Annotated in this window: 9 protein-coding genes; 3 read left to right on the forward strand and 6 right to left on the reverse strand. The window is 66.8% G+C overall.

Going from position 1 to position 12,528, the window contains the following annotated elements; translation table 11 throughout:
* Nucleotides 1-185: 185 nt before the first annotated feature.
* Entirely contained in the window at nucleotides 186-3,794 is a 3,609-nt protein-coding gene (locus ACE039_RS08280; protein ID WP_485822076.1) for an indolepyruvate ferredoxin oxidoreductase family protein, read from the reverse strand.
* A 188-nt stretch (nucleotides 3,795-3,982) separates the two neighbouring features.
* Here ACE039_RS08280 and mutY point away from each other — a divergent pair, with 188 nt between their 5' ends.
* Nucleotides 3,983-5,071 carry an A/G-specific adenine glycosylase gene (gene mutY, locus ACE039_RS08285; protein WP_485822077.1) on the forward strand — a complete coding sequence of 363 codons (1,089 nt, stop codon included), beginning with the start codon at nucleotides 3,983-3,985 and terminating at the stop codon, nucleotides 5,069-5,071.
* A gap of 33 nt (nucleotides 5,072-5,104) precedes the next feature.
* On the opposite strand, the gene ACE039_RS08290 is transcribed toward mutY, so the two are convergent.
* The 3 genes from ACE039_RS08290 to ACE039_RS08300 are packed head-to-tail and all read right to left on the reverse strand — an operon-like array spanning nucleotide 5,105 to nucleotide 8,576.
* Complete coding sequence (locus tag ACE039_RS08290; protein WP_485822078.1) at nucleotides 5,105-6,061, reverse strand: tripartite tricarboxylate transporter substrate binding protein; 957 nt, start codon at nucleotides 6,059-6,061, stop codon at nucleotides 5,105-5,107.
* Nucleotides 6,062-6,096: 35 nt separating this feature from the next.
* A complete protein-coding gene (locus tag ACE039_RS08295; protein WP_485822079.1) occupies nucleotides 6,097-6,852 on the reverse strand; it encodes a 3-oxoacyl-ACP reductase in 756 nt (251 codons plus the stop codon).
* The gene (locus ACE039_RS08300; RefSeq protein WP_485822080.1) at nucleotides 6,849-8,576 is read right to left on the reverse strand and encodes an acetolactate synthase catalytic subunit; all 1,728 of its coding nucleotides are present in this window, start codon (nucleotides 8,574-8,576) and stop codon (nucleotides 6,849-6,851) included. The genes ACE039_RS08295 and ACE039_RS08300 overlap by 4 nt, the downstream gene beginning before the upstream one ends.
* A gap of 165 nt (nucleotides 8,577-8,741) precedes the next feature.
* On the opposite strand from ACE039_RS08300, the gene ACE039_RS08305 reads away from it, so the two are divergent.
* The gene (locus ACE039_RS08305) at nucleotides 8,742-9,419 is read left to right on the forward strand and encodes a GntR family transcriptional regulator (protein ID WP_105559448.1); all 678 of its coding nucleotides are present in this window, start codon (nucleotides 8,742-8,744) and stop codon (nucleotides 9,417-9,419) included.
* Nucleotides 9,420-9,434: 15 nt separating this feature from the next.
* Here the strand turns inward: ACE039_RS08305 and ACE039_RS08310 are convergent, their stop codons facing one another.
* On the reverse strand, nucleotides 9,435-10,268 hold the full coding sequence (locus ACE039_RS08310; RefSeq protein WP_485822081.1) for a helix-turn-helix transcriptional regulator: 834 nt from the start codon (nucleotides 10,266-10,268) through the stop codon (nucleotides 9,435-9,437).
* A 91-nt stretch (nucleotides 10,269-10,359) separates the two neighbouring features.
* On the opposite strand from ACE039_RS08310, the gene ACE039_RS08315 reads away from it, so the two are divergent.
* On the forward strand, nucleotides 10,360-11,130 hold the full coding sequence (locus ACE039_RS08315; RefSeq protein WP_485822082.1) for a class I SAM-dependent methyltransferase: 771 nt from the start codon (nucleotides 10,360-10,362) through the stop codon (nucleotides 11,128-11,130).
* A gap of 57 nt (nucleotides 11,131-11,187) precedes the next feature.
* Here the strand turns inward: ACE039_RS08315 and ACE039_RS08320 are convergent.
* Nucleotides 11,188-12,528: mannitol dehydrogenase family protein (locus ACE039_RS08320; protein WP_485822083.1), on the reverse strand; the 1,341-nt coding region annotated here is incomplete at its 5' end.

Consider the following 12,528-nt stretch of genomic DNA (forward strand, 5'->3'; position numbering starts at 1 on the left):
GTCGATAAGCCCGAGGGAATCCGAAGGAACTGCCAAAGGCAGTGACGAGGATGACAAGGGGGCAGTCCGGAGCGAAGGCTCCGGACCGCAATCGTTGCCCCGCGCCCCACCGGCCACCGACGCGCCGGGCGTCTCAAGAACCCCACCGCCACCACCATCAAACACCCCCATCCCCCCAAAAACCTTCAAGCCGCCCGAACCCCAATAGCCACAACCCGAGCACTAAACTCCTTCAGCAATTCCTCCCGCTTCCCCGCCACCTTCTCCATCGCCGCCTCTTTTATATGTCCGTAGCCTCTGATTTCTTCGGGCAGGCCTGCTAACGTCACGGCCTTGTCGAGGTTGCCGCGGTTCAATTTCGATAAGATTGCCGTCAGGGTTTCCCGATACTCGCGGATCAGTTCGCGTTCCGCGCGCCTTTCCGCCGTATAGCCGAACGGGTCCAGCCGGGTGCCGCGCAGCCGCCGCATCTTCGCCAGCAGCGCGAAGACCTTCAGCATCGCCGGCCCGTAGCTGCGCTTGATCAGATGGCCCTGCGGGTCGCGGCGGGCGAACAGCGGCGGGGCCAGGTGAAAGCGCAGCTTCCAGTCGCCTTCGAACTGTTCGCCGATCTTCTTCACGAACTCGCCGTCCGAGTACAGGCGGGCCACTTCGTATTCGTCCTTGTATGCCATCAGCTTGAAATAGTTGCGCGCCACGGCGATCGCCAGGCGGTTCGTGCCTGTGGCGTCCTGTTCCGCCCGCGCAACCCGGTCCACCAGATCCGTGTACTGCTTCGCGTAGGCCTCGTTCTGATATTGCGTCAGGAACGCCTTGCGCACCGCCACCAGCTGCGCCAGTTCACCCGAAGGCTTCTTCAAATCCGTGACCGGGGCCACGCGCGGGCGCTTGATCTCGATAATGTCTTCGGGTGGCGCGATGGGCGTGCCGCCGTTGGCCAGCACCCGCATCACATCGGGCATGTCGTGCGCGGCGCGGCGGCCCCACGCGAAGGCGGCCTGGTTGGTGGCGACTTGCTGGCCGTTCAACGCTATCGCCCGCAGCAGCGCCTCTTGGGACAGCGGGATCCAGCCCTTTTGGTAGGCGTAACCCATCATCAGGGGATTGGCGTAGATCGCATCCCCCAACAAGGCAACCGCCATCGCCGCCGCGTCCACGCTATGCAGATTTTCCTTGCCACAGGCGGTTTGCAGGTCGGCGGTCAGGCGGTCGGCCGGCAGCGTCCAATCGGGGTTGGAGACAAAGGCGGCGGTCGGCGCGTTGTCGCGGTTCAGCAGCACGCGGGTACGCCCCGGCCGCAGGCGCGCCATGCTGTCCGCGCTGGTGGCAACCACCAGGTCGCCGGCCAGCAGCAAGTCGGCCTCGCCCATGGCGACGCGCGTGTTCATCAAATGGTCGGGCGATTGCGCCAGCACCACATGCGAATACACGGCGCCACCCTTTTGCGCCAGGCCCGCCATGTCCAGCACCGAACAGCCCTTGCCTTCCAGGTGCGCCGCCATGCCCAGCAATTGGCCGATGGTGACGACGCCCGTACCGCCAACGCCCGCGATGAAGACGCCATACGGCTGCTCCAGCACGGCCATGCGCGGCGCGGGTACGCCTTCATCGATGACGCCCTCTTGCGACAGCGCCTTCGGCTTTCTCAACTTGCCGCCTTCCACCGTCACGAAGCTGGGGCAGAAGCCCTTCAGACAGGAGAAGTCTTTATTGCAGCTGGATTGATTGATGGCACGCTTGCGGCCGAATTCGGTTTCCAGCGGTTCGACGGACAGGCAATGGGACTTCTGCGAGCAATCACCGCAGCCTTCGCAGACGCGCTCATTGATGACGACGCGGCGCGCCGGATCGGGATAGGCGTTGCGCTTGCGGCGACGGCGCTTTTCCGTGGCGCAGGTCTGGTCGTAGATCAGCACCGACACGCCCGGATGCTCGCGCAGGTCGCACATCACCGCGTCGAGTTCGTCACGGTGCATCACCGGCACGCCCGGCGCCAGGTCCGAGACATCGTTGTACTTGTCGGGGTCATCCGTCACGATGACGATCTTGTCGATGCCTTCGGCGGCCACCTGGCGGCTGATCATCGGCACGCTGATCGGGCCGTCGACAGGCTGGCCGCCCGTCATGGCGACGGCGTCGTTGAACAGGATCTTGTAGGTGATCGGTACCTTGGCCGCCACTGCCGCGCGAATGGCCAGCAAGCCGGAATGGAAGTACGTGCCGTCGCCCAGGTTGGTGAACACGTGCTTTTCCTCGGTGAACGGCGCCTGGCCTACCCACGGCACGCCCTCGCCGCCCATCTGGGTATAGACCTCGGTATTGCGGTCCATCCACCGCACCATGTAATGGCAGCCGATGCCAGCCATGCCGCGCGACCCTTCGGGCAGGCGGGTCGAGGTGTTATGCGGACAGCCCGAACAGAACCAGGGCTTTCGCTCTTCGACGATGCGCGGGCGCACCAGGGCCTGTTCGCGACCGCCGATGAAGTCCAGCCGGGCCAGGATGCCGGCGCGCACATCCTCCGGTAGTTCAAAGCGCAACAGGCGTGCCGCGATCGCCTTCGCGACCATCGCCGGCGAAAACTCGTAGTGTGCGGGCAACAGCCAATTGCCCTGCGGCACGGACCATTCACCGCCATCCTTGTCGTCGAACTTGCCCGCCACGCGAGGGATCTTCTTGCCGCTGCCGATCCAGCTGAACAGCTCTTCCTTCAACTGGTATTCCAACACCTGGCGCTTTTCCTCGACGACCAGAATCTCGTCCAGGCCTTCGGCGAACTGCTGCATGCCGGTGGACTCCAGCGGCCAGACCATGCCCACCTTGAACAGGCGCACGCCAATGCGCTGGCAGACGGCTTCGGTCAGCCCCAAGTCCGACAGCGCCTGGCGCGTGTCCAGATAGGCCTTGCCGGAAGTCATGATGCCGAAGCGCGCATCGCGCTGGGGCACGTGCCAGAGTTCGCGGTTGAGCTTGTTGGCGCGGGCGTAGGCCAGCGCGGCGTACAGCTTGTAGTCCAGCAGCCGGGCCTCTTGCTGCAACGGTGTGTCCGGTATCCGGATGTTCAGGCCGTCGGCCGGCATCAGGAAGTCTTCGGGCAGTTGGATCTGCACGCGGTGCGGATCCACGTCCACCGACGCCGATACTTCCACGATGTCGGTGATGCACTTCATGCCCACCCACACGCCGGCATAGCGGCTCATGGCCCAGCCATGCAGGCCGAAATCCAGTACTTCCTGGACGCTGGCCGGAAACAGCGCCGGGATCATACAGGCCTTCAGGATATGGTCGCTTTGATGCGGCAGCGTCGAAGACTTGGCCGGATGATCGTCGCCCGCCACCACCAGCACGCCGCCATGCCGCGACGTGCCCGCCGCATTGGCGTGTTTGAAGACGTCGCCGCAGCGGTCCACGCCCGGGCCCTTGCCGTACCACATGCCGAAGACGCCGTCGTACTTGGCGCCGGGGAACAGGTTGACCTGCTGCGATCCCCAGACGGCGGTGGCGGCCAGGTCTTCGTTGATGCCTGGCTGGAACTCAACATGATGGGCCTTCAGGTACTTGGCCGCCTTCCACATGTTCTGATCCACGCCGCCCAACGGCGAGCCGCGGTAGCCGGACACGAAGCCCGCCGTGTTCAACCCCGCCCGCGCGTCCCGCACGCGCTGCATCATGGGCAGGCGGACCAGGGCATGGATGCCGCTCATCCAGGCTCGGCCGGACTCAAGGGTGTATTTGTCGTCCAGTTGGACGGATTCGAGCGCGGCGCGCAAGGCGGGCGACAAGGGGGCATTCATGTCTCGACTCCAAGATCCTGGATGCCCCCACCAGCTTCGCGTTTCGCGCTGCGCGCGCCCGCGGGCCAACAAGGGCCGTGAAAGTGAAGTGATGGCGCTTTCGCGCTCTAGGAAGAGCCTGTCAACACCACAAGGCCCGGGTTAGTTGTAACCGGTCGCCCCAAGCCCGGCAAGAGGGCGATGCGATAATGTGCGGCATGGAATTCGCCCCTTGTATCGTCGCCTGGCAACGCCAGCATGGCCGGCATGATCTGCCTTGGCAAAACACGCGTGACCCGTATCGGATCTGGCTGTCCGAGATCATGCTGCAGCAGACGCAGGTGGCCACCGTCATCCCCTATTACGACCGCTTCCTGCAGCGCTTCCCGGACGTGGCGGCGCTGGCCGCCGCCGAGCAGGAAGACGTGATGCCGTACTGGGCCGGGCTGGGCTACTACGCCCGCGCGCGCAACCTGCACCGTTGCGCGCAAGAAATCGCCCGCGATTGGGGCGGCCGCTTCCCGCCCACCGCGCAAGCCATCGCCACCCTGCCCGGCATCGGCCGGTCCACGGCGGCGGCCATCGCGGCGTTCGCCTACGGCGAGCGTTCGCCCATCCTGGACGGCAACGTCAAGCGCGTGTTCACCCGCCACTTCGGCATTGCGGGCGATCCCTCCAAGCGGGACGTCGAGACGCGGCTATGGGCGCTGGCCGACGCGCAGGTCGAGGCAGCCCCCGACCTGGACATGGCCGCCTACACGCAGGGTCTGATGGATTTGGGCGCCACGTTGTGCACGCGCGGCAAGCCGGCTTGCGACAAGTGCCCGGTGGCGCAAACGTGCGTTGCCCGCCGCGAGGGCCGTCAGGCCGAGCTGCCCACCCCGAAGGTACGCCGCGCCATCCCGGAACGCGAAACCTGTATGTTGGTGTTGCAGCATCAAGGGGCTTTCCTGCTGCAGCAGCGGCCCGAACCCGGCATCTGGGGCGGGCTGTGGAGCCTGCCCGAATTCGATGTGGCGGGCGACCCCGACACCGCCTCGCGGGCGCTGGGCCTGGAACCCGAGCAACGCTTCGAGCTTGCCGCTTTCGCCCACACCTTTACGCACTACCGCCTGCACATCCGGCCGTGGCTGGTGCCGGTGCGCGCGGCCAGCCTGCGCGAAGCGGCATTGCCGGAACGCTGGGTGCATGCGGACAAGCTGGCGTCGATGGCGCTGCCCGCGCCGGTCAAGAAACTGCTGCAAGGGCTGGTCGAGGCCGGGATGCAGGACAGCCTGTTCCCGGCCGGCCCCCGATAACCGCCGCGGCGCCGCGCGGCGGCCATCGCGCCCCTAGTTGGTCATGCGCGGCAGGTTGGCCGCCTTGATGGCGCGGCCCATCTGGTCGTAGGTGGTGTCGACCATTTTTGCGTAGTCCTGTCCCGACATCCAGACGGGGTCCACGCCCAGTTGCTTGTAGGTCTGCTGCAAGCGGTCGGAGGCCACGGCCGCCTTGGCCGATTGTTCCAGGCGGGCGCGGACGGTTTCCGGCGTGCCCTTGGGCACCGCCAACCCCAGCCACGAATCGATTTCCACGTTGTAGCCCGCTTCCTTCAGGGTGGGCACCTCCGGGAATTCAGGCCATCGGATCGGGCTGGCCGACGCCAACAGGCGCAGGCGCCCTGCCTGGATGTAGCTGGTGACGTCCGACGGATTCTGGACGATCGCATCGACCTGCTTGCCGAGCAATGCCGATACGGTTTCACTGCCCGATTTGTACGACACCTGCTCGAACTTCGCGCCCGTGACCCGGCCCAGATCGAACATGGCCAGGTTGTTGGGCGCGGACGGCGCGCCGAAGAAGATGCCCGGGCCCTGCTTGGCCGCCGCGACCAGATCGGCCACGCTCTTGTACGGCGAGTCCGCGCGCACCACGACCCCATAGCGGTAGCGGCCATAAGCGGCCACGAAATCGAAATCCCGCGCGGCGTAAGGAATGGTCATCAGGTGCGGCATGATGGCAATGGACGACAGCGTCACCACGCCCACGTTGTAGCCGTCGGCCGGCTGCTTGGCCACATAGCCGGGGCCGATGGTGCCCAGCGCGCCGGGGCGGTTGAAGACCACCACGGCGCGGCCCAGGTCGGCCTCCATCGCGCGGGCCAGTTCGCGGCTGGCAACATCCGTGTTGCCGCCGGCGCCGTAGTTCACCGTCAGCGTCACCTCCTTGTCGGGCCACGCCAGCGCGGGCGCGGCCGTCATGCTTATCGCGGCAGCGGCCATCGCCGCCAGCATCGATGCTGTTTTCATGTTTGTCTCCTTTGTTTTTTATGGGTGCGGCATGCTCACGGCATGTAGAAGCCGCCATTGATGTCGAGGATGGCGCCGTTGATGAAGCCCGCCTCTTCCGCGGCCAGGAACACCATCGCCGCGGCCACCTCTTCGGGTGTTCCCAGACGGCGGACGGGAATCTGCGCCGCATAGTTCTCGTTCACCAACGGCGCGGCCTGCTGCGCCATTTCGGTCAGGATGCGCCCCGGCGTGATGGCATTGGCCGTGATGCCGTGGGGCCCCATCTCGGCGGCGATGGCGCGGGTCAGGCCCAGCACCCCCGCCTTGGACGCCATGTAGCTGCCGCCCGCCACCAGCGACTTGGCGCGGCCCGCCAGCGACGACACATTGACAATGCGCCCAAAGCCCTGCTCGCGCATGCCCGGCAGCACCATCTGGCACAGGCGCAGGATCGACGTCAGGTTCACCTGCAGCACCGATTCCCATTCCTCTGGCGTGATGTCCAGAATGCCGGCGGAATTTCCGTCCGCCTGCTTGGGCGAGATGCCCGCGTTGTTCATCAATACCGACACCGGGCCCCACTGCTCGCGCGCACGGTCCACCACGGCCTGCATGGCCGCGTAGTCGGTCACATCGGCTTGCTCGGTGCGCAGCTGCGCGCAGGGGCCACCCAGCCGTTGCGCGTCCACGCCCTCGCGGCTGACGGCCAGCACGCGATAGCCCTTGGCCAGCAGCAGCCGAGCCACCTCCAGGCCGATGCCGCGGCCCGCGCCGGTGACCAGCGCGACTTTGCTCGGATCCTGTTTCATGCCGATTCCGCCGTGAAGAAGGTGATGGGCGGGAACGCGTTTTCGTCGCACATGACTTCGATCAGTGTTGTCAGTTCGGCGTTGCGCGCGTCGCGCAGCGCGCCGGCCAGATCCGCCGGCGCTTCGACGCGCACGCCCAGGCAGCCCGCCGCCCGCGCCACCGCGGCATGGTCCACCGGATGGAAATGGACGGCCGACGTATGCGCGCCGAACTTCACGTTTTCGGCGTGCTTCTGGAAGCCCAGGATGCCGTTGTTGATGACGACGAGCGTCACCTTGATGCCCATGCGGCGGGCGGTTTCCAGTTCGGACCACACGTGGCCGAACCCGCCGTCGCCCACCACGCAAACCACGTGTGCGTCCGGCCTGGCCACCTTGGCGCCCATGGCCATCGGAAAGCCCCAGCCCAGCCCGGCCAGCCCGCGCGGCGTCAAGAAACGCATCCCGGGCGCCAGCGACGTCAGGTAGTTGGCGATCCAGATCGAGGAGTAGCTGGCGTCGGCGACCACGATGGTGTTTTCGTCCACGTCCTGGCGGATTTCCTCCAGCAGCCGTTCGGGGCGGATCGGCTGCTGGTCCGACAAGCGGACTGCGCGCGACGCTTCCCAGGAAGACGCCTTGCCCGACTGGATGGCGGCTTCCAGGCCGGCCCGGCGCGTTTGCGCGGCGGACAGGTCGCGGCTGCCCAGTTCACGCGCCAGCGCCAACAGCGTTTCCCGCGCGTCGCCGGCCAAACGCAGCGCTTCGTAGTTACGGCCGATTTCGGCCCCGTCGACATCGATATGGATGTAGCGGGCGTTCCTGGGATATAGCTTCCAGGAATCGGTGGCGTTCTGGTTGGTGCGCGTTCCCACCAGCAGCACGACATCGGCATCGGCGATCAGCGGGCGCAGGTCGCGGCTGGCGCCGTTGGGGCCCATGAAATAGCCGACCACGCCCAGCGACAGCGGATGCCGTTCGTCCGTGGCGCCCTTGCCCATGACCGTAGTGCCCACGGGCAGGTGGGCCGCTTCCTGCAAGGCGGCCAGCGCCTGGCTCGCGCCCGATACATGCACGCCGCCGCCGGCCACCACGACCGGCCGCTGCGCGCCGGCCAACAGGTCGGCCGCGGCCTTCACGGCCTCGCTCGCGGCCACCGTGCGGTCCAACGGGAAATGCCCCAGGCTGGCGTGGCGCTGCGACGCCGCGGCCGCCTCGTTCAGCAGATCCGCCGGCAGCATCAAGGCGACGGGGCCCGGGCGGCCCGAGCAGGCGATGGCGAAAGCCTGGTCCACATAGTCCTCGACCCGCGAGGCCTCGGTGACCCGGCGTACCCACTTGGTGCAGGAGGCGAACAGGGCCAGGTGGTCGAATTCTTGAAACGCGTTCTTATCGGTCTGGTCGCGGTTGACGTCCTGGACGAGTGCGATGACGGGGATCGACACCTTCAGCGCTTCGGCCAGCGGGGGCACCAGCAGCGTGGCCGCCGGCCCGTTCTGCGCGGTCACGATGGCGGGCTTTCCCGTGATGCGGGCATAGGCGTCGGCCATGTAGCCGCCCGCGTTCTCGCTACGGTAGGCCACCTGGGTCAGCCCCAGTTCTTCGCAAGCCAGGTGCAGCATGCTGGGCAGGCTCTGACCGAATACGTGGGTCACGCCGTGGCGTATCAGCGCCTTCGCGATCAGATGCGCCACGGTGCCGTGATTGTTCAGCCCGGGCGCGTTCAAGGGATGTAGCGTCGACATCTTGTCTCCTGTTTATATTTTATAAAATATATTCTGAAGCCAAGACGGCGGTCAATTATTTTATTTTTTATAAAATGTAAAGAGTGTGCGCGGGGACGGTAGAATCGCGCTGCGCGGGCCGCTGCCAGCAGGGCATGACCCGGCCCGGCCGACCAGGAATACAGGATGACCATCAATTTGGCGCCCATGCAGCGGGAAAACATGACCGCCCGCATCTATCGCGAGATCAAGCAGAAGATCATGATGGGCGAATTGCGCCCGGGCGACACCATCACGCTGCGCTCGATCACCGACACGTTGGGCGTCAGCCAGACGCCCGTGCGCGAAGCGCTGCTTCAACTGGTGTCTGAACGCGCCTTGACGCTCAGCCCGGGCAAGTCGGTCAAAGTGCCCGAACTGACGGTGGCGCAGCTGCAGGAATTACGCAGCATCCGGCTGGAGCTGGAGTGCTTCGCGGCGCGGCGCGCGGCCCCGCTGGCCACGCCCGCCCTGATCGCCGAATTGCGCGGCATCCACGGCAACCTGATGGCAAGCCGGCAGCAGCAGTTGATGGCGCCGGTGCTGGCGCGCAATTTCGACTTCCACTTCGCGCTGTACTCGGCGGCGCAAATGCCGCATCTGTTGTCGATGATCGAAAACCTGTGGGTCCAGACGGCGTCCTACCTGTCGTACCTGTACACCCCGCCCTTTCCCACCTTGCCCGGCGCGCATCCGCACGAGGGCATCATTGCCGGGCTGGAAGCCGGCGACACGGAAGCCGTGGTGCGCGAAATCCGCCGCGACATCGAAGGCCACGGCGAATTCCTGGTCCGCTATCTGATCGAACACGGGCTGGCGAAATAGTCCGCCCGCGGCGGGTCAGGCCGCCTCTTGCGCCGCCCCGCTCAACAGCATCACCAGTTTCAGGTCCGGATGGGTCGCCAGCCGGAACGTGATCTGCTGGAACGCCAGCTTGCCGTCCCTGGGATGCTGGAATTCACGCAGGCCGCCCTCGCGTTCCACCACGGCGTGACGCGTCCACCAATGGGCGAACACGGGGCTCTGGCGGCTTAGCGTATCCAGCAGCGCCAGTACCGCCGGTTCATCCAGGTGCGCGCCGGCATCCGCGCGGAATTCCGCCACGACGCGGCGCGCGCGCTGGTCCCAGTCCACCACCAGTTCGCGGGCGGCCGGGTCCGTGAAAATGTAGCGCAGCAAGTTCGGCTCGTGATCCCGGGTGGGCCAATCGTCGAACAGGTCGCGCAGCGGCTCGTTGTAGGCCAGCACATTCCAGGCGCGGTCCAGCACATAGGCCGGCGCGCCGATGGCGTTCACGCATTCCTGCAACGGCCCGGGCGCCGCGCCCGCGTCGTCGCGCGCATGTTGCGGATCCGCGCAGTCGGCCAGGTCGAACAGGTAGGCCCGTTCCGCGCGCGCCAGTTGCAGCACGCCCGCGATGCGCGACCAGACCGACGGCGATACCGAGACTTCCCGCCCCTGCTCGATCCAGGTGTACCAGGTGACGCTGATGCCACACAGCTGCGCGACTTCCTCGCGGCGCAGACCGGGCGTGCGGCGGCGCATGCCCTCGGGCAGCCCGGCCATCTGGGGCGTGATGCGGGAACGGGCGCTGCGGACGAATTCGCCCAGCGCCTGCCGGCGCAACGGGGAACCGTCCTGATGGGCGGCGCTGCCAAGGGGGGAAGTAGTCATACCAGGATAAACAATGGTCTTGTACGTGTATACGGGTCCGCCTATCTTAGCGCCTGCACCTGCTTTTCCGCAGCCGCCCTTAAGGATTCCCATGACCGCCAGTACGCACGACGCCGCCGTCGACCGCCAATTCAGCCCCCGCGCCACCGCCTACCTGACCAGCGCCGTCCACGCCCAGGGTGAAGACCTGCTGCAGATGGCCGGCATTGCCCGCCAGCATCCCGATGCGCGCGTGCTGGACCTGGGCTGTGGCGGCGGGCACGTCAGCTTTCATGTCGCACCGGAAGCCCGGCACGTCACGGCGTATGACCTGTCTCAGCAGATGCTGGACGTGGTGGCCACCGAAGCCGCCAAGCGCGGGCTGGTCAATCTGACGACCTGTCAGGGCAAGGCCGAATACCTGCCGTTCGGCGACGGCGAATTCGACCTGGTGATGTCGCGCTATTCCACTCACCATTGGCAAGACGCCGGGCGTGGCCTGCGCGAGGCCTTCCGCGTGCTGAAACCGGGTGGCATCGCGGTGTTCGCCGACGTGGTGTCGCCGGGCGAGCCGCTGCTGGATACCTGGCTGCAAACCATCGAAGTGCTGCGCGACACGTCACACGTGCGGGATTACTCGGTGGCCGAGTGGACGCGCATGCTGACCGAGGCCGGCTTCACCCTGCAAGGGCTGTCGCCGCGCCGCCTGCCGCTGGAGTTCCAGACCTGGGTCACGCGCATGCGCACGCCGGACACGCTGGTGGCGGCATTGCGCCACATGTTCTCCGTCGCGCCGGATGTGGTGCGCACGCACTTCGACGTGCAGGAAGACGGCTCTTTCACCAGCGATACGGCAACGATCGTGGTGAAGAAGCCGGGCTGAGCAGCAAGTCGGGCTGAGCAGGCAGGCCGAAAGCCAGCCCGTTCCAGCCCCCTTGTATCAGCGGCCCGCGGACGGCGCCCACGCCGCCAGCGCGCCGGCCACGCCCAAGCTGCGCAGGGATTGCGCCGCCTGGGCCACGGCGCGCACGAAACGCGGGTCCTGCCCCAAGTCCCCGAAGACCGGCGCCAGGCCTGTCCACGCTTCCGTCCACGCCAACATCGCCGCCGGTCCCGCGCCGGACCGTTCGGCCGCCGCTTCCGCCAACACATGCTGGCGCGCCAGCACGGCGGCCATGGGGTCCTGGATGTCGTAGCGGCGTCCGGCCTGGTCGACGCCCCGCAAGAAGTGCAACCATGCCGCCACGGCCAGCGCCAGGCCAGGGATCGGCTGATCCGCCGCCAGCCGCGCGCGCACCGTGTCCAGCAGCCGCTGTGGCAGTTTTTGCGAACCGTCCATCGCAATCTGACGGGTCTGGTGCTTAAGCGCCGGGTTCTCGTACCGTTCCAGCAAGCGCGCCTGATATTGCGTCAGGTCCAGGCCGGGCAAGGCCGGCAGGGTCGGCACGATCTCGTCCTGCAGCAGCGCCGCCAGATAGGCTTTCAGCGCCGGCTGCGCCATCGCCTGGTCCACGGTGGCCCAGCCGGCCATCACCGACAGATAGGCCAGCGCCGAATGCGCGCCATTGACCGTGCGCAACTTCAGGGTTTCAAAGGGCGCGGCCTCGGCCACGAAGCGCGCGCCGCCTGCGGTCCAGTCCGGCCTGCCCACGGCGAAGCGGTCTTCCACCACCCATTCCAGATAGGGCTCGGCCAGCACCGGCCAGGCGTCCTGCAAGCCCAGCGCGTCGGCGACGCCGTGCCGGTCTTCGTCCGTCGTGCGGGGCACGATGCGATCCACCATCGAGCAGGGAAAGGCGCAGGACGATGCGATCCATCCCGCCAATGCGCGATCGACCTGCTCTGCGAATGCCAGCACCATGCCTCGCAACAGGTGGCCATTGCTGGGCAGGTTGTCCAGCGACATCAAGGTGACGGGGCCACGCCCCGCCGCCCGCCGCTGCTGCAAACCCCACACCAGGAAACCGATGGTGCTGCGCGGCGCCAAGGGTTGGCCCAGGTCGTGCACGATGTCGGGATGACCCAGGTTGAGTTGGCCGCTGGCGGGATCGTGGCAATAGCCTTTTTCGGTGACGGTGACGCTGACAATGCGCGTATCCGCATGCGCAATGCGCGTAAGCACGGCCTGCGGGTCTTCCGGCGCGACAAGCGTTTCCAGCAGGCAGCCGATGACCGCGAGCTGCTGGCGCGGCGTGCCTTGCCCGTCGGCGCTGCGCAAGGCCAAGGCGTACAGACCGTCCTGCGGCGCCAGCGCGTCGCGCGGGGCGGCCTGGCGCAGCGA

This window comes from Achromobacter maghribensis, from assembly GCF_057334215.1.